13 protein-coding genes, 2 tRNA genes and 2 pseudogenes are annotated in these 16,453 nt (G+C 69.0%); 9 read left to right on the top strand and 8 right to left on the bottom strand.

Annotation, left to right across the window (positions count from 1 at the left end):
- The first annotated feature begins 240 nt into the window (after positions 1 to 240).
- A complete protein-coding gene (locus Q8A52_RS02510) occupies positions 241 to 1,338 on the top strand; it encodes a YlbL family protein (RefSeq protein ID WP_316748282.1) in 1,098 nt (365 codons plus the stop codon).
- Between the two features lie 75 nt (positions 1,339 to 1,413).
- Here Q8A52_RS02510 and Q8A52_RS02515 read toward each other — a convergent pair whose 3' ends face one another.
- A complete protein-coding gene (locus Q8A52_RS02515) occupies positions 1,414 to 1,956 on the bottom strand; it encodes a PPA1309 family protein (protein ID WP_316748285.1) in 543 nt (180 codons plus the stop codon).
- Between the two features lie 143 nt (positions 1,957 to 2,099).
- Between Q8A52_RS02515 and Q8A52_RS02520 the strand changes: the two genes are divergently transcribed.
- The 4 genes from Q8A52_RS02520 to Q8A52_RS02535 all read left to right on the top strand — a co-directional run bounded on the left by Q8A52_RS02520 (position 2,100) and on the right by Q8A52_RS02535 (position 7,703).
- On the top strand, positions 2,100 to 5,087 hold the full coding sequence (locus Q8A52_RS02520) for a UPF0182 family membrane protein (protein ID WP_316748287.1): 2,988 nt from the start codon (positions 2,100 to 2,102) through the stop codon (positions 5,085 to 5,087).
- Positions 5,088 to 5,130: 43 nt separating this feature from the next.
- A tRNA-Met gene (locus Q8A52_RS02525) sits at positions 5,131 to 5,204 on the top strand.
- 205 nt (positions 5,205 to 5,409) lie between these two features.
- A complete protein-coding gene (locus Q8A52_RS02530) occupies positions 5,410 to 7,278 on the top strand; it encodes a tetratricopeptide repeat protein (RefSeq protein ID WP_316748289.1) in 1,869 nt (622 codons plus the stop codon).
- 351 nt (positions 7,279 to 7,629) lie between these two features.
- Positions 7,630 to 7,703 (top strand) — tRNA-Met (locus Q8A52_RS02535).
- 130 nt (positions 7,704 to 7,833) lie between these two features.
- On the opposite strand, the gene Q8A52_RS02540 is transcribed toward Q8A52_RS02535, so the two are convergent.
- Positions 7,834 to 8,250, bottom strand: a complete 417-nt coding sequence (locus Q8A52_RS02540) for a Fur family transcriptional regulator (RefSeq protein ID WP_316748291.1) — start codon at positions 8,248 to 8,250, stop codon at positions 7,834 to 7,836.
- Between the two features lie 126 nt (positions 8,251 to 8,376).
- On the opposite strand from Q8A52_RS02540, the gene Q8A52_RS02545 reads away from it, so the two are divergent.
- A complete protein-coding gene (locus tag Q8A52_RS02545; protein ID WP_316748293.1) occupies positions 8,377 to 9,846 on the top strand; it encodes a catalase in 1,470 nt (489 codons plus the stop codon).
- A gap of 76 nt (positions 9,847 to 9,922) precedes the next feature.
- On the opposite strand, the gene Q8A52_RS02550 is transcribed toward Q8A52_RS02545, so the two are convergent.
- Entirely contained in the window at positions 9,923 to 10,318 is a 396-nt protein-coding gene (locus tag Q8A52_RS02550; RefSeq protein WP_316748295.1) for a CBS domain-containing protein, read from the bottom strand.
- A gap of 546 nt (positions 10,319 to 10,864) precedes the next feature.
- Here Q8A52_RS02550 and Q8A52_RS02555 point away from each other — a divergent pair.
- A pseudogene (locus Q8A52_RS02555) lies at positions 10,865 to 10,981 on the top strand (helix-turn-helix domain-containing protein); the annotation flags it as partial.
- Between the two features lie 203 nt (positions 10,982 to 11,184).
- Here the strand turns inward: Q8A52_RS02555 and Q8A52_RS02560 are convergent.
- Positions 11,185 to 11,667 (bottom strand): hypothetical protein, encoded by a 483-nt coding sequence (locus Q8A52_RS02560; protein ID WP_316748296.1) that lies wholly within the window; start codon positions 11,665 to 11,667, stop codon positions 11,185 to 11,187.
- A 46-nt stretch (positions 11,668 to 11,713) separates the two neighbouring features.
- Complete coding sequence (locus Q8A52_RS02565) at positions 11,714 to 12,154, bottom strand: hypothetical protein (RefSeq protein WP_316748298.1); 441 nt, start codon at positions 12,152 to 12,154, stop codon at positions 11,714 to 11,716.
- Positions 12,155 to 12,464: 310 nt separating this feature from the next.
- Here Q8A52_RS02565 and Q8A52_RS02570 point away from each other — a divergent pair.
- Positions 12,465 to 13,001 (top strand): annotated as a pseudogene (locus Q8A52_RS02570) (tyrosine-type recombinase/integrase); the annotation flags it as partial.
- Positions 13,002 to 13,038: 37 nt separating this feature from the next.
- Here the strand turns inward: Q8A52_RS02570 and hisN are convergent.
- Positions 13,039 to 13,839 (bottom strand): histidinol-phosphatase, encoded by an 801-nt coding sequence (gene hisN, locus Q8A52_RS02575; protein WP_316748300.1) that lies wholly within the window; start codon positions 13,837 to 13,839, stop codon positions 13,039 to 13,041.
- Between the two features lie 220 nt (positions 13,840 to 14,059).
- On the opposite strand from hisN, the gene Q8A52_RS02580 reads away from it, so the two are divergent.
- Positions 14,060 to 14,668, top strand: a complete 609-nt coding sequence (locus Q8A52_RS02580; RefSeq protein ID WP_316748302.1) for a TetR/AcrR family transcriptional regulator — start codon at positions 14,060 to 14,062, stop codon at positions 14,666 to 14,668.
- A 370-nt stretch (positions 14,669 to 15,038) separates the two neighbouring features.
- On the opposite strand, the gene Q8A52_RS02585 is transcribed toward Q8A52_RS02580, so the two are convergent.
- Both Q8A52_RS02585 and rsgA read right to left on the bottom strand, forming a co-directional pair.
- Positions 15,039 to 15,362 (bottom strand): DMT family transporter, encoded by a 324-nt coding sequence (locus tag Q8A52_RS02585; protein ID WP_316748304.1) that lies wholly within the window; start codon positions 15,360 to 15,362, stop codon positions 15,039 to 15,041.
- A 76-nt stretch (positions 15,363 to 15,438) separates the two neighbouring features.
- Positions 15,439 to 16,449, bottom strand: a complete 1,011-nt coding sequence (gene rsgA, locus Q8A52_RS02590; protein WP_316748306.1) for a ribosome small subunit-dependent GTPase A — start codon at positions 16,447 to 16,449, stop codon at positions 15,439 to 15,441.
- Positions 16,450 to 16,453: the final 4 nt, after the last annotated feature.

Below are 16,453 nucleotides of genomic sequence, written 5' to 3' on the forward strand. Positions count from 1 at the left end.
GGGTCGGGAGGTCGGCATGGCGGCGCTCGCCTGGTTGCTTATTCCGCTTGTCGCTGCGATAGGCGCCGGTCTGTGGGGAAGTTGGGCCAACCGGACCCGGAAGGCCCGCAGCGACGGCCCGGAACTCGACGGGTACGCCCGGTTCCGCGAGGCCATGGAGAGGTCCCACTCCAGTACCTGAGGCATGTGACGGGGGTGCCCTGACGGTGTGCTGACAGACGCGTCCCGTACTGTCGAGACATGCCACGCCGCACCGCGACGATGCTCGCCTCCACCCTGATGCTGATCGCGCTCCTGTGCGCGGGAGTGCTCATCCCCGTGCCGTACTCGGAGATGTCCCCCGGGCCGACCGTGAACACCCTCGGGGACCATGACGGCGAGCCGGTGCTGCAGGTCTCCGGGCACAAGACCTACGCCACCTCCGGGCATCTCAACATGACCACCGTGCGGGTCACCAGCGCCGACTACAAGATGAACCTCGTCGAGGCCGTCTACGGCTGGCTGGCACATGACAACAAGGTGGTGCCGCACGACACGCTCTACCCGGACGGCAAGACGGAGGAGCAGTCCACCCAGGAGAACGCCGAGGAATTCAGCCAGTCCCAGGAGAGCGCCAAGGTCGCCGCCCTGAAGGAGCTCGGCATCCCCGTGAAGTCCTGGGTGATCGTCTCGACGGTGGTCAAGAACTCCCCGGCCGAGGGCAAGCTGCACGCCGGTGACGTGATCAAGGCCGTCGACGGCACGGCGATCAAGCAGCCGTCCGAGGTCGCGAAGCTGGTGACCAAGCACACGCCCGGCCAGGACGTCGTCTTCACCGTCGTCCCGGCCAAGGAGCAGGCCGCCGCCGAGAAGGCGAACAAGCCGGCGACCAGGACCCAGGACGTCACGATCACCACCACGACGTCCAGCGACAATGGCGCCAAGCGCGCCATCGTCGGGATCTCCGCCGGGACGGACCACACCTTTCCGTTCACCATCGACATCAAGCTCGCCGACGTCGGCGGGCCCAGCGCCGGGCTGATGTTCTCGCTCGGCATCTACGACAAGCTCACCCCGGGCAGCCTCACCGGCGGCAAGTTCGTCGCCGGCACCGGCACCATCGACGACGAGGGCACCGTCGGGCCGATCGGAGGCATCGAGATGAAGACCGTCGGCGCGCGCAGCAAGGGCGCCCAGTACTTCCTCACGCCCGCCGAGAACTGCGCGGCCGCCGCGAAGGACACCCCGAGCGGTCTCACCCTCGTCAAGGTGAAGACCATCAACGATGCCCTCGGCGCCCTCAAGGACATCCGCAGCGGCGACACCGCGGCCCTGCCGAAGTGCACCACCAAGGGCTGACCGCCGGCACCCGCACACGGCTGGGGGCGCTCCTCGTCACGAGGGGCGCCCCCAGTGCCGTACCGGAGGAGGACTTCAGTCCTCGAACGTCGCCTTCAGAGCCTCAGCCAGACCGGGCACCAGGTCGGGGCCGGTGAGAACCTCCGTCGGGGTGTCCTTCTCGCGCAGCCGCACCGCGGATTCGCGGGTGCCGTCGCGCAGGACGGCGACCGTCATCCGGACCTCCTGGCGCTCGGGATGGCTCGCCACCCACTTGGCCAGCTTCGCCTCGCTCATGCCCTGCGGGACTTGGGCCTCGGCGGACGGGGGAAGCATCAGGCGCTCGACCGTGAGCGCGCAGCCGGCCACCGCGTCGGGCCAGGCGATGGTGCCGAGGAACTCGTCGAGCGCCTTGCCCGTTGGAATCTCGTCCTGCTCGATCGGGGTGAGACCGGTGGTCCCGGACTCGTCCTGCAGGCCCAGCTGGGCCGCGAGGACAGGTTCCTGGGCCCGTAGCCGTGCGGTGTCTACGAGGGCGAAGAGGCGAGCGGGCTGGTCCCAGCCGAGGCCGGAGGCGTACTCGTCGATCTCGAGTACGGCCCGGGTGAGCGGGCTCGCTGCCATGGGAGTGTTGGACATGGTCACAATCCTGCCTCGTTCCCGGCCGGAATCGGGAACCGAGTAAACGGTGAGTAAGTTGCATAGATGTGGGCCCACGATCACGGGGGGCCACGGACGGTCCACGAACACGAGGGCCTGACGGATCAACAGCGAACTTCGAGGTGCGCACCTTGGCTTTCCAGATGCCGGACCGCGGCGGGGGCCCGACGGGGCCGCGGATCAGAGTGGGCCGCCCGTCCCGGCGCGCCCGCAGCCTGCTCATGACACTGGGCGTCCTTGCCGTCCTCGGCATGGCGTTCACCATGTTCGCGGGCTTCTGGACGGACTGGCTGTGGTACCGCTCGGTGCACTACTCGTCGGTGTTCACCACCACGCTGTGGACCAAGATCGGGCTCTTCTCCGTCTTCGGCCTGCTGATGGCGGCCGCGGTCGGCTTCAACATCTGGCTCGCGCACCGGCTGCGGCCCCCGCTGAGCGCCATGTCCACCGAGCAGCAGAGCCTCGACCGCTACCGGATGGGCATCGCGCCGTACAAGACGTGGCTGCTGCTCGGCATCACCGCGCTGGTGGGCCTGATCGCAGGCGCCTCCGCGGCGGGTCAGTGGCGGACCTGGCTGATGTGGGTCAACGGCGTGCCCTTCCACCAGAAGGACCCGCAGTTCCACCTCGACGTCTCCTTCTACGCCTTCGATCTTCCCTGGTACCGCTTCCTGCTGGGCTTCGGCTTCGCCACCGCGATCCTGTCCCTGATCGCCGCCGCGCTGACCCACTACCTGTACGGCGGGCTGCGTGTCACCAGCCCGGGCGCCCGTGCCACGGCCGCGGCCACTGGGCATCTGTCGGTGCTCCTCGGCATCTTCGTCGCCCTGAAGGCGGTCGCCTACTGGCTCGACCGGTACGGACTCGCCGTCAAGTCCAGTGACTTCAAGGCGACCGGAAACTGGACGGGCCTGAGGTACGTCGACGCGAACGCCTATCTCCCGGCCAAGACGATCCTGTTCTTCATCGCCGTCATCTGCGCGCTGCTGTTCTTCGCCACCCTGTGGCGGCGCACCTGGCAGCTGCCCGTCATCGGCTTCGGCCTGATGGTGCTCTCGGCGATCCTCATCGGCGGCCTGTACCCGGCCATCGTCCAGAAGTTCCAGGTCCAGCCCAACGAGCAGGCCAAGGAAGCCCCGTACGTCCAGAAGAACCTCAAGGCGACCCGTGAGGCGTACGGCATCGACGACGCCCAGGTCACCGAGTACGAGGGCAAGAGCAAGACCACGGACAAGACGAGGCTGCGCGACGACGTCGACGACGCCGCGAGCATCCGGATCATGGACCCGAACATCGTCTCGCCGACGTTCCAGCAGCTCCAGCAGATGCGGAACTACTACGGGTTCCCGACCAACCTCGACGTCGACCGGTACCCCACCAACGACGGCAAGGACCAGGACACCGTCATCGGTCTGCGCGAGCTGAACCTCGACGGCATTCCGAAGAACAACTGGATCAACGACCACTTCCGCTACACCCACGGTTACGGCGTGGTCGCCGCCAAGGGCACCGAGGCCGACTCCGAGGGCCGCCCGGTCTTCACCGAGTCCGACCTGCCGTCCCAGGGCGACCTGCCGACGTACCAGCAGCGGATCTACTACGGCGAGAAGACCAACACGTACTCGATCGTCGGCGGTCCCCAGAAGGAGATCGACTACTCCGACGACAACGGCGAGAAGACCACCAGCTACAAGGCGAAGAGCGGGGTCAACCTCTCCAACCCGATCAACCGGGCCGCGTACGCGGTGGCTTTCAACGAGCCGCAGATCCTCTACTCCGGCGCGATCGGCGAGGGCTCGCGGATCCTTTACAACCGCACGCCCAAGGAGCGCGTCGAGGCGGTCGCCCCCTGGCTGACCATCGACGGCGACGCCTACCCGGCGGTCGTGGACGGTCACATCCAGTGGATCGTGGACGCGTACACGACGACGAACGGCTATCCGTACGCCTCCCGTACGACCCTGGGCGATACGACGGCCGACTCGCTGACCGCCACCAACAACTCCCGTGCGGTGGTGGCCCAGCAGAACCAGGTCAACTACATCCGCAACTCGGTGAAGGCGACGGTCGACGCGTACACCGGCGAGGTCAAGCTCTACCAGTGGGACACCAAGGACCCGGTGCTGAAGACCTGGATGAAGGCCTTCCCCGGCACGGTGAAGCCGAAGACGGCCATCTCCGAGTCGCTGCTGGCCCATCTGCGGTACCCGCAGGACCTGTTCAAGGTCCAGCGCGAGCTGCTCACCCGCTACCACGTGACGGACGCGCAGACGTTCCTGACCGGCAGCGAGGTGTGGCAGGTGCCGGACGACCCGACCAACAAGTCGGGCAACGCGGTGCCGCCGTACTACCTGAGCATGAAGATGCCAGGGCAGACGTCGCAGGCGTTCTCACTGTCCACGACGTTCACCCCGAACGGGCGTGACAACCTCAGCGCCTTCATGTCGATCGACGCCGAGGCCGGCACGCCCGACTACGGCAAGATCAGAATCCTGAAACTGCCGACGAGCACAACGGTCAACGGGCCCAAACAGGTTCAGAGCCAGTTCAACTCCGAACAGGACATCGCCTCGGCCATCAGCCTGCTGAGCCGCGGGCATTCGAGCGTGGAGTACGGCAACCTGCTGGCGGTGCCGCTCGACGGCGGACTGCTCTACGTGGAGCCCGTCTATGTGCGCGGCGGCGGACTCAAGTACCCGCTGCTGCGGAAGGTACTGGTGAGCTACGGCACCAGCTACGCCTTCGAGGACACACTCGACCAGGCCCTCAACAAGGTCTTCGGAGTGAGGGGTTCGACCAGTACGCCACCGGACACCGGCACCGGCAACCCGCCGCCGTCCGGCAATCCGACGGTCCAACAGGCTTTGAGCGACGCCCAGAAGGCCTTCGACGCGGGGCAGGAAGCCCTGAAGAAGGGGGACTGGGAGGCGTACGGCAAGGCGCAGAAGGATCTGCAGGACGCGCTGCAGCGAGCCGAGGACGCCCAGTCCAAGGCCGACAAGACCGGCGGCGGCAACAACGCCGGGAAGACGGGCAGCAGTCCGACTCCGGGCGGTAGTCCGAGTCCGAGCGGCAGTCCGAGCCCGAGCGGCAGCCCGAGCAGCGGCTGATCAATTCTTCATCCCGTGCCGTGATACGGTTGCCTCACAACGGCGCGGGGTGGAGCAGCTCGGTAGCTCGCTGGGCTCATAACCCAGAGGTCGCAGGTTCAAATCCTGTCCCCGCTACTGAAGTCGAAGGCCCGGATCCTTTCAGGATCCGGGCCTTCGTGGTGTGCGAACGCATGTGCCGGTCGGCGGTGTCGCCGTGCCGCCGTGGGGACTTGGCCCGCGTGTGTTTGACTTGTCTCTCTGTGGGCATGTCGACAAAACGCTGAAGTGACCTCCCGGGCTGCGGTATACCGGGTGTACCGAGGTTGCAGGTGGTGCGACGATGGACGTTATGGGGGACAAGGCAACTCTGTTGGAGACCGGGCGTTTTGCGCAGACTTCTGACCATGCGCAGCCTTCTGACGTGGTGGAGCCTTCCGACTTGGTGCAGTCTTCCGGCCGTGACGAGGCCGGCGAGGCTGCCGAGGAGGCACGTCAGCGGCTTGCCGTGGAGGCCGGTGACGTCGAGGCGATGAGCGTCCTCGGGGCCATGCTGCTGCGCCGTGGAGATCTCGACGGAGCCGAGCCCCTTCTGCGTGCCGCCACCGCCGCCGGCGACCGCGCCGCCGCCAACAACCTCGGTGTCCTTCTGCATCAGCGCGGCTATGCCGAGGAGGCCGCAGGATGGTGGCGGATCGCCGCCGTCGCCGGTTCCGCGGCCGCCGCGCACGCGCTGGGCCGCCACCACCGCGAGCGCGGGGACGAGCCCGCCGCCGAGTACTGGCTGCGGCAGTCCGCCGAGCAGGGGCACGCGCTGGGTGCGTACGCGCTGGCCGACCTGCTGGAGCACCGTGGGGCCGCGGGGGCCGAGCAGTGGATGCGGGCCGCGGCCGAGCGGGGGCATCGTGAGGCGGCGTACCGGGTGGCTCGCGCGCTTGATCGCAGGGCCGGGTCGGAAGGGGACGGCGGGGCTGACAACGGTGTCGCGTCCGCCCTCCTGGAAGAGGCCGAGCAGTGGTACCGGCAGGCTGCCGCGCGCGGGCACCGGCGGGCCGCGCTGCAGCTCGGGGCGATCCTGGAGAAGCGGGGCGAACTCAAGGAGGCCGGGCGCTGGTATCTGACCTCCGCCAAGGACGGGGAGGCGCGGGCCGCCTGTGCGCTCGGGTTCCTGCTGCGCGACGCGGGCGACACCGAGAGTGCCGCCGTGTGGTGGCTGCGGGCCGCGCAGGACGGTGACGGCAACGCGGCGAACGCGCTGGGCGCGCTGCACGCCGAGCGCGGGGAGACGCAGACCGCCGAGCGGTGGTACCGAGCGGCCATGGACGCCGGGGACGACAACGGGGCGTACAACCTCGGGCTGCTCTGCGCCGAGCAGGGGCGGACCGGGCAGGCCGAGCAGTGGTACCGGCGAGCCGCGTACGCCGGGCACCGGGAGGCGGCGAACGCGCTCGCGATCCTGCTGCTGCAGGGGGGCGACACGACCGGCGCCGAGCCGTGGTTCTCCAAGGCGGCCGAGGCGGGGAGCGTGGACGCCGCGTTCAACCTGGGGATCCTGTACGCCGGGCGGGGCACCGAGGAGGACGCCGTGGTCGCGCTGCGGTGGTACGAGCGTGCGGCTGCCGCCGGGCACACGGAGGCGGCCTTGCAGGTCGGGATGGCGCGACTGCGGGACGGGGACGAGCGGGAGGCCGAGCGGCATCTGCGGTGTGCCGCGGGCGGGGGGAGCGCGGAGGCCGCGTACCGGCTGGCGACCGTGCTGGACGCGCGGCGGCCGGCGGCGTCCGCGCATGAGCTCGGGGAGTCGGTGCACGAGAAGGCCGAGTGCGAGGAGTGGTACGAGCGGGCGGCTTCTCAGGGGCATCGGCGGGCGCAGGTGCGGGTCGGGATGCTGGCCGCGGCGCGCGGAGACGTCGTGGAGGCGGCGCGGTGGTACCGGTCGGCTGCTGAGGCCGGCTCCCGGAACGGGGCGTTCAATCTCGGGCTGCTGCTGGCGCGGGAGGGAAGCGAGCCGGAGGCGGCGGTGTGGTGGACGCGGGCCGCTGACGCGGGGCACGGGCGGGCGGCACTTCGGCTTGCCCTCGTCTACGCGCGTCGGGGGGAGCTGGCGGAGGGGCAGCGGTGGGCCGACCGGGCGGTGTCGCTGGGGCCGGAGGAGGTCACCGAGCGGGCGGCGCGGTTGCGGGATGCGTTGCGGGAGGAGTTGTCGGCGTGACGCTGCGCTGAGCTTGGGCGACATCTTTGCCCACCCGCCCACCCGGCTCGGTTGGTCGGCGTGTTGCCGTCCTGCCGGGGCCCCGCCCGGGACCCCGGCGGGGCTGGGTCCCCTGTGCCCCTGTGTGTCCGGCTCGGTTGGCCGGCGTGTTGCCGTCCTGCCGGGGCTCCGCCCCGGGACCCTGGCGGGGGCTGCGTCCCCCGCACCCCCCCCGCGCCCGGCTCAGTGGGCTGAGGGCACCGATCCCCTGGGGTTCCGCCCCAGGCCCCCGGCCCGCTGGGCTCCGCCCCTGCCCCCCGGACAAGCAATTTGCCTCCCTCCGCGTCCTTGACGTAGTGTTGCGTTCACCGACGCGGGGTGGAGCAGCTCGGTAGCTCGCTGGGCTCATAACCCAGAGGTCGCAGGTTCAAATCCTGTCCCCGCTACTGAAGGCCGAAGGGCCCGGATCATTCGATCCGGGCCCTTCGGCGTTTGTGGTGCCGCCTGGTTGGCATTGCGCGCAGTGAGCAGCACTGAGCCCCGGCAATCATGGTGCCGGGGCTCAGGGCGTGGGCGTCAGGCCGATGCGCAGTTCGGGCAGGTGCCGCGGTACGTCACCTCGACGTCCGAGACCGTGAAGCCGAAGCGCTCCGAGTCGGGGAGGTCGGTGAGCGGGTTGCCGGTCGGGTGGACGTCGCGGATCGCGCCGCACTGGGCGCAGACCAGGTGGTGGTGCGGCCTGTGCGCGTTCGGGTCGTACCGCTTGGCGCGCTTGTCCGTGGAGACCTCGAGCACCTCACCGAGGGTGACCAGCTCACCCAGGGTGTTGTAGACGGTCGCACGGGAGATCTCGGGCAGCTTGGCCACGGCCCGGGCATGCACCTCGTCGGCCGTCAGGTGGACGTGTTCGCCGTCGAGAACCTCGGCCACGACGCGCCGCTGTGCGGTCATCCGCCATCCGCGTCCGCGCAGCCGTTCCAGAAGGTCGCTCATGAGGACCAGCCTAACAGCAGGGGGACCCAAGTCCCGAACAGGTGTGAGTTTGGAGGCCTGCTTGACTTAGACATTGTCTATTATAAGATCGAGCCTGGCTTTAGCCAAGGGACAGAACGGCAAGGAATGGCGCAGGAGGCGTACGTGACGCAGGGACCGCTTACGACGGAGGCCGGTGCTCCGGTCGCCGACAACCAGAACAGCGAGACCGCGGGCGTCGGCGGCCCCGTCCTCGTCCAGGACCAGCTGTTTCTGGAGAAGCTGGCCCACTTCAATCGCGAGCGCATCCCGGAGCGGGTGGTGCATGCCCGGGGCGCGGGTGCGTACGGCACCTTCACGGTGACCGCCGACGTCACGCCGTACACACGCGCCGCGTTCCTCTCCGAGGTCGGCAAGCAGACCGAGGTCTTCCTGAGGTTCTCGACCGTGGCCGGCAATCTGGGTGCCGCGGACGCGGTGCGTGATCCGCGCGGTTTCGCGGTCAAGTTCTATACGGAAGAGGGCAACTACGACCTCGTCGGCAACAACACCCCGGTGTTCTTCATCAAGGACGCCGTCAAGTTCCCGGACTTCATCCACACCCAGAAGCGCGACCCGTACACGGGCTCGCAGGAGGCCGACAACGTGTGGGACTTCTGGGGGCTTTCCCCCGAGTCCACGCACCAGGTGACCTGGCTGTTCGGCGACCGCGGCATCCCGGCGTCGTACCGCCACATGAACGGCTACGGCTCGCACACCTTCCAGTGGAACAACGAGGCCGGCGAGGTCTTCTGGGTCAAGTACCACTTCAAGACCGACCAGGGGATCAAGAACCTCACCCAGGCCGAGGCCAACCGGATCGCCGGTGAGGACCCGGACTCGCACCAGCGCGATCTGCGCCGGGCCGTCGAGCGGGGCGACTTCCCGGCCTGGACCGTGCAGGTGCAGATCATGCCGGCGGCGGACGCGGCGACGTACCGCTTCAACCCCTTCGACCTCACCAAGGTGTGGCCGCACGCGGACTACCCGCCGATCGAGATCGGCAAGCTGGAGCTCAACCGCAACCCGGAGAACATCTTCGCCGAGGTCGAGCAGAGCATCTTCTCGCCCGCGCACTTCGTACCGGGCATCGGTCCCTCGCCCGACAAGATGCTCCAGGGCCGCCTCTTCGCCTACGGCGACGCCCACCGCTACCGCGTCGGCATCAACGCCGACCACCTGCCGGTGAACCGCCCGCACGCTACCGAGGCGCGCACCAACGCCCGTGACGGCTTCCTGTACGACGGCCGCCACGGCGGTGCGAAGAACTACGAGCCCAACAGCTTCGGCGGGCCGTTCCAGACGGACCGTCCGCTGTGGCAGTCCACCCCGGTGGTCGGCGCGACCGGCAACCATGCCGCCCCCGTGCACGCCGAGGACGACGACTTCGTCCAGGCGGGCAACCTCTACCGTCTGATGTCCGAGGACGAGAAGGGCCGGCTGATCGAGAACCTGGCGGGCTTCATCGCCAAGGTCTCGCGTGACGACATCGCCGAGCGGGCGATCGGCAACTTCCGCCGGGCGGACGGTGACTTCGGCAAGCGGCTGGAAGCCGCGGTCCAGGCCCTGCGCGGCTGACACAGCAGTACCGCGTCGCTTGCCGTGGCGGCGGGCCGGATCCCCGGGAGGTCGGGGTCCGGCCCGTTTCGCGTGTTCAGAGTGCCGGTGCGGGCTCCCGCGCGGGTGCCCAGCAGCGGATGATGTCGCGGACGGAGACGATTCCGGCGGGCTCGCCGTGGTCGAGGACGATGAGGTGCCGGAAGCCGCCGTGCGCCATGGCGCGGGCCGCCTCCTCCAGGGTCCAGCTGGGGGTGGCGAACACGACGTTGTTGGTGGTGTGGGCGTGGGTGCGCTCCGTGTCCGGGTTCTGGCCCAGGCCGACGGAGTTGAGGATGTCGCGCTCGGTGAGGATGCCGATGCCGCCGGCGTCGGGGTCGAGCACGATGGCGGCGCCCACCCGGCGGGCGGACATCAGGGCGGCGGCTTGTCGGAGGGTGTGTGCCGGGCCGATGGTGAGGACCACCGTGCTCATGGCGTCGCGAACGAGCATGGTCTGGAGCCACCTCCTACGAATCACTGACATAGTTCAGGGATTCACAAGTTCACAAGTGAGGGTGTCTTCAGAGTGGCAGGTAAAGCGGAGGTCAACAAGAGGGCGCGCGCAGCCAGTTGAGGGCGTGCGTGATCACCTCGTGCTGCTCAGTAGCGCTGGTAATGAACACCCCCTCGGTGGGGTGCGGCATCGCGCCGCACCCCGCCGAAGAGCTGCGGGGTCGCTGTCCCTGCCTGTCGTCGTTGGTCGTCGCCGATTGCCGTCGGACGGCCCACAGACGGCCCGGCCGAGCGGAACTCCTGGCCGTCATCTCCTAGACGGCGAGCAGAGCGGCGAGAAGCAAAGCCGCTATCGCAGAGAAGACCCGCGGCTTCCTCCAGCCAGGCCCTGAAGCCTGGCGGGTGAGTTCCCAAGCGCACACGAGGCCGCCACCAAGGCCAAGCGTGCTCCTCAGCAGGAAAACGGCGGTCTGCATGGGGGGCCTCCGGGTGCGTTCGAAACCGACGTGAAGGCTACCCCGGGGCCCCGGCGGCGGTTCCGCGGGTGACCGGCCAGTTCGAGCAGAGATACCGGGCTGTCCTGGCGGTACTGGCGGGTGCGACGGTGACGGAAGTCGCCGCGTCGCTTGGTGTGTCCCGGCAGACGGTCAGCGGCTGGAAGGGCTCTGCCAGTCTCTGACGTGCTGCTTCCTGTTGGCTGGAAGGAACTTGAAGACACGTATCGCTTGAACTGAGCCGTTCCATCCGACGCGGTTCGGCGTGGACCGTTGGGCTGCTCTGAGGCAGTCACAGACTCTTGTCTTGCTGCCCGTCAGGGTGGCCTGACGGGCAGCACGGCCTCAGACGTGTAGTGATCGTCAAAGTTCAGAGCGATTCAGACGCCCTGGGCGACTCCTCCTGCGCGGGTGCACCGCGGCCGATCGTCATGGACCAGCGCACGGCTGAGGGCGCCTCGACGGACACGACGCCACTACGGTCCACCCCGCCAATGGCCACTTGGTTGTACGTGGTGCTGACCTCTCCGGCGAGGCACTCCAGGGGGAATGAGACGTGCACGGACCGCACCGCGACCTTGATCTTCCCCGCGCCTTGGCAACGCACCGCGACGATCAGCGCGTCCCCTTTCTTGCCCTTGCGGAATTCGATACTCGCGTTCCCGTTAGTCACGCTCTGGCGGCCGGCGAGCGTCTCGTCGTCGTCCAGCTCCGGCGGCTTCTGTACTGGGGGCTGTGTGGTGCTCGGGCTGGCCGTTACCGTTGCCGAACCCGGCTCAGATGAACGCGTGGGCTGCGAAGGCCCCTTGGTGTCGGAATGATCCGAAGTGCAAGCGGCGACGGGAGAGAGCATTGCGGCACAGGCGATGCTCAGTCCTACAAGGGTTCGGCGGGACACGTCAGTCCTCCCAGATGGCCCAGCCGACACGATGCGGCGTGTAGATGGTCACGTTCTTCTTGCTGCCCTTGCCGCAGTTGACGTATGTGTACTGGCTGTACCCGTAGCTCTTCAGGCGGTAGACGCCGTAGCGGGCGTAAGTGGTCTTGTGCGCGGGCGTGTCCACGCTGATGGTGTTGCCGATCTTGGCGGTGAGGGACGCGGAGACGTTCACGCCGAACTTGCCCTCGATCTCGACGGCGGCCGCGTCGCCGCTCACCTTGAGTTCGCCGCTGAAGGCGATACCCACAGTGCCGGATACTTCGGAAACGAACGTGGACTTGGCCGTGCGCGACGTGCCGTTGTGATTGGCCTGTTCGGCTCCCACGCCCTTGTGGTAGTCCTTGTTCTTGCTGGTGGGGTAGTAGTACCAGCCCTGCTCGCAACCACGACTGTCCGGCATGTTGTTCGCGTGGTCGGCGGCGTCGGAGGGTGCAGGGGCAGCGGTGCCGGGGGCGCCTTCGGTGAGATCCGACTCTTCCGGCTCGGCGGGGGGGGGGGGGGTCGTAGCGACGGTGTCGGTCGGGGCAAGTGCCGAGTCGTCTGCAAGCGCCGGTCCCCCGTCGGCGAGGACGGCTGTGACGATGGCCGGAACGAGTAGAGCTCGGCGGCATCTTTAGTCATCACGTCCAAGACGAGACGAACCCCATGCTCGATGCCGTAGTCCATGGCGGCCTGCATGAGGCGTTCACCGATGGCGTGCTTCCTAGCTCCTTGAGGGAGTCGTTCACGTCGTTCGGCAGGTCAAGCTCATCGCCGGTCGGCAGGTGTTCGCGCTGCCCAAGGGCGGCAAGACGCGCACCGTCCCGTTGCCTGAGCGTGTGGCGCGGTCGCTTGAAGGCCACATCGCGCAGCACCCGCCTACGGCTGTGACTCTCCCGTGGCGATCGGTCGACGGCTCGCCGGCCACTGCTTGCCTGCTCTTCGCCAACATCGAGGGGCGCGCGGTCAACCGCGTCGTCTTCAACCGCGTGGCGTGGCGGCCGGCCCTCGACGCCGTGGGCATCCCGCGCGCCCGGGAGAACGGGATGCACGCCCTGAGGCACTTCTACGCGTCCGTGCTCCTGGACGCGGGGGAGAACATCAAGGCTCTGTCGGAGTACCTCTGGCACCACGACCCTGGCTTCACGCTGCGGACGTACACCCACCTGATGCCCAGCAGCGAGAAGCGGACCCGTGAGGCGGTGAACCGGGCCTTCGAGGGCGGCCCGGACACCGATGACGGCCCCACGACGACCCAGGGGGACTGACGAGGGTGGAAACTCTCAGGTCAAGCCGCGTGCTGCGTCAGTAGCGCTGGTTGAGATACCCCAGCAACTCGTCGTGGAGCAGACCGTTCGACGCGGCTGCGTTGCCGCTGTGCGGGCCGGGGCGGGCGTCGAGGCCGGTGAAGGTGCCGCCGGCCTCCGTGACGACGATCGCGGTGGCGGCCATGTCCCACAGGGACAGCTCGGGTTCGGCGCAGATGTCCACCGAACCCTCGGCGACCATCATGTAGGGCCAGAAGTCGCCGTACGCGCGCGTGCGCCAGACCTCGCGGGTGAGGTCGAGGAAGCCGTTCAGCCGGCCCTGCTCCTCCCAGCCGCTCAGCGAGGAGTACGCGAACGAGGCGTCCGAGAGCTTGGAGACGCCAGAGACGTGGATACGGCTCGCCGAGGACAGGCTGCGGCCGGTGAAGGCGCCGTGGCCCTTCGCGGCCCACCAGCGGCGGCCGAGGGCGGGGGCGGAGACGACGCCGACGACGGGCTGGAAACCGCCCTCGCCCGCCTCCGTCAGGGAGATCAGGGTGGCCCAGACGGGGACGCCGCGTACATAGTTCTTGGTGCCGTCGATCGGGTCGATCACCCAGCGGCGGGGGCCTGTGCCCTCGATGCCGTACTCCTCGCCCAGGATCGCGTCCCGGGGGCGGGCGCGCTGGAGCTGTCCGCGGATGAGTTCCTCGGCGGCCTTGTCCGCTTCGCTCACCGGGGTCATGTCCGGCTTGGTCTCGACCTTGAGGTCGAGTGACTTGAAGCGGTCCATGGTGGCGGCGTCGGCCGCGTCCGCGAGGACGTGGGCGAGGCGGAGGTCGTCGAGGTAGTCCGGCATGGGACGAACGGTATCCGCCGGGTCGCCGCACGGCTACAGGGGACCGTTCCGCAAGACATCCCGAACGTGTCCGGGACTGTTGTGCAAGGACATCCCGACCGCGGCCAGGGGCGCCCCGCGTGCAGTGGCCGAAGGGCGCCCCTGGGTGCCTTCGTGAACCCTTGACAGTGCCTTCGTGCGCGTCAAATCTGGGCGCAGAGCTGCTCGCCCCAGGGAGGCGATGATGCCTGCAGCGCGGGAATCCCTACTGGACGCCGCGTACACGGCGCTTGCGCGTCGGCCGTGGTCCACCGTGCGGATGGTGGACGTGGCCGCGGCGGCCGGGGTGTCCCGGCAGACGCTGTACAACGAGTTCGGGAGCAAGGAGGGGCTGGCCAGGGCGCTGGTCCGCAGGGAGGCCGACGGGTATCTCGCGGGGGTGGAACGCGCCCTCGCGAGTTACTCCGAACCCCGGGACCGGCTGACCGCCACCGCCGAGTGGACCGCCTCGGCCGCCCGGGAGAACGCCCTTGTGCGCGCCATGCTCACCGGTTGCTGGAGCGAGCGTCTGCCCACGCCGACCCTTTCCGCCGTGCCTTCCTCCTCGGCCGTACCGGCACAGCGCCGGGCGGACGGCCCGCTGCCGTCGCCCGGGGACTTCGTGCAGATCGTGCGGGACCGGGCGGTGGCGGTGCTCGCCGGACCCGGTGGTGCGCGGGCCGACGGCGGTGAGCTCGCCCGGTCCTGTGAACTCGTCGTACGCCTCGCCCTGTCCTTCGTGGCCGCGCCGCCGGGGGAGGGCGGGATCGCCGAGCTGGTGCGGGGGGCTCTGCACCGGCAGTTGGTGTGACCGTTCCCCGCCGTCCCCCGAACCTGCCTCGGCGGCAAGGGCGTTCGGGAGCGAGCGGTACGACCGGTACGCCGTCTAGCTAGGGCCTGTCCGGCGGATCATGCCGCAGACGCGGGGTCTGGCACGCCCTCCCCCAAGCTCTGCGAGCAGGGGGGACCCCAGGCGTTGTCGTCGGTTGCCGACTCCCCCAAGTTCTCGACTTCGCTCGAGCAGGGGGGACCCCCATCGCGTCGACGCCCTCCTCCGCCTTGCAGCTGGACGCTCCCCCAAGCTCTCGGCTGCGCTCGAGCAGGGGGCACCCCCATGACCCCGCTCACCAGCGCTAACGAGGCGCCGTTGCTTTTCTGCGACCTGATCCGCCGGACAGGCCCTAGTGGGCCGACCCCGACAGCTGCAGGCCGATCACGCCGAGGATGACGAGGCTGATCGAGACGATCTTCAGTGTCGACACCAGGTCGCCGAGGAAGACCATGCCGTAGATCGCGGTGCCCGCCGCGCCGATGCCGGTCCACACCGCGTAGGCGGGGCCCACGTCCAGCTTCTTCAGGGAGAGGGTGAGCAGGCCGAAGCTGCCGAGGGCGAAGACGCAGAACGCGATCGTGGGCCACAGGCGGGTGAAGCCGTGGGAGAGCTTGAGGCAGACGGCGAAACCGGTCTCCAGCATTCCGGCCACGATGACCAGCAGCCACGCCATGTGCTGTCCTCTCGTATGTCCGGCTCGGTGCGATTATGCACTTACCGGACTCGCGTAAAGGCAAACAACGCGGTGGTCAGTCGCCCTCCTTGCGCTCCCGCGTCGCCAGCAGCCGGCGCAGCGAATAGAGCCGCGCCGGGTCCGCGTGGCCCTCGGCCACCCACTCGTCCAGCGCGCAGTCCGGCTCGTCGTGACTGCATGCGCGCGGGCAGCCCTCGGTGCCCGGCTCCAGGTCCGGGAAGGCGTGGATGACCCGGGACGGGTCGATGTGCGCAAGGCCGAAGGAGCGCAAGCCCGGGGTGTCGACGACCCAGCCCTCCGAGCCGGTGAGCGGCAGCGCGAGCGCTGAGGTCGTGGTGTGGCGACCACGGCCCGTCACCGCGTTCACCCGGCCCGTCGTACGGCGGCGGTCCTCCGGGACGAGTGCGTTGACCAGAGTCGTCTTGCCCACGCCCGAGTGGCCCACGAACGCCGTGATCTTGCCGTCGAGGTGCTCGCGGACTCGGTCGGCCGCGTCGCCGTTCTCCAGCTCCTCACGGCTGGTGACGACGTAGGGGATGTCCAGGTCGCCGTAGAGCTCCAGCAGCTTGTCCGGCGGGGCCAGGTCCGACTTGGTCATCACCAGGAGGGGGTCGAGGCCGCCGTCGTAGGCCGCGACCAGACAGCGGTCGATCAGGCGGGGGCGCGGCTCCGGGTCGGCCAGGGCCGTGACGATGGCCAGCTGGTCGGCGTTGGCGACGACCACGCGCTCGTACGGATCGTCGTCGTCGGCGGTCCGGCGCAGGACCGAGGAGCGCTCCTGGATGCGGACGATACGGGCGAGGGTGTCCTTCTTCCCGGACAGATCGCCGACGAGGGCCACCCGGTCGCCGACCACCGCCGCCTTGCGGCCCAGTTCACGGGCCTTCATCGCCATGATCGCCGTGTCGTCGACGAGGCAGGTCAGACGGCCCCGGTCCACGGTGAGGACCATGCCCTCGGCCGCGTCCTCGTGTTTCGGGCGGATGTTCGTGCGAGGCCGGTTGCCCTTGCGGTTCGGGCGGCTGCGGATGTCGTCCTCGTCGGTGTGCTTGCCGTAGCGGCGCATGGCG

It is taken from the genome of Streptomyces herbicida (assembly GCF_032656585.1).
GTDB classification, from domain to species: domain Bacteria; phylum Actinomycetota; class Actinomycetes; order Streptomycetales; family Streptomycetaceae; genus Streptomyces; species Streptomyces herbicida.

Bases quoted from the DNA above. Each gene is read 5' to 3' on its own strand.
- Q8A52_RS02510 (WP_316748282.1), top strand. From the start codon at position 241: ATGCCACGCCGCACCGCGACGATGCTCGCCTCCACCCTGATGCTGATC.
- Q8A52_RS02515 (WP_316748285.1), bottom strand. From the start codon at position 1,956: ATGTCCAACACTCCCATGGCAGCGAGCCCGCTCACCCGGGCCGTACTC.
- Q8A52_RS02530 (WP_316748289.1), top strand. From the start codon at position 5,410: ATGGACGTTATGGGGGACAAGGCAACTCTGTTGGAGACCGGGCGTTTT.
- Q8A52_RS02540 (WP_316748291.1), bottom strand. From the start codon at position 8,250: ATGAGCGACCTTCTGGAACGGCTGCGCGGACGCGGATGGCGGATGACC.
- Q8A52_RS02545 (WP_316748293.1), top strand. From the start codon at position 8,377: ATGGCGCAGGAGGCGTACGTGACGCAGGGACCGCTTACGACGGAGGCC.
- Q8A52_RS02550 (WP_316748295.1), bottom strand. From the start codon at position 10,318: ATGCTCGTTCGCGACGCCATGAGCACGGTGGTCCTCACCATCGGCCCG.
- Q8A52_RS02560 (WP_316748296.1), bottom strand. From the start codon at position 11,667: ATGCTCTCTCCCGTCGCCGCTTGCACTTCGGATCATTCCGACACCAAG.
- Q8A52_RS02565 (WP_316748298.1), bottom strand. From the start codon at position 12,154: ATGCCGGACAGTCGTGGTTGCGAGCAGGGCTGGTACTACTACCCCACC.
- hisN (WP_316748300.1), bottom strand. From the start codon at position 13,839: ATGCCGGACTACCTCGACGACCTCCGCCTCGCCCACGTCCTCGCGGAC.
- Q8A52_RS02580 (WP_316748302.1), top strand. From the start codon at position 14,060: ATGATGCCTGCAGCGCGGGAATCCCTACTGGACGCCGCGTACACGGCG.
- Q8A52_RS02585 (WP_316748304.1), bottom strand. From the start codon at position 15,362: ATGGCGTGGCTGCTGGTCATCGTGGCCGGAATGCTGGAGACCGGTTTC.
- rsgA (WP_316748306.1), bottom strand. From the start codon at position 16,449: ATGCGCCGCTACGGCAAGCACACCGACGAGGACGACATCCGCAGCCGC.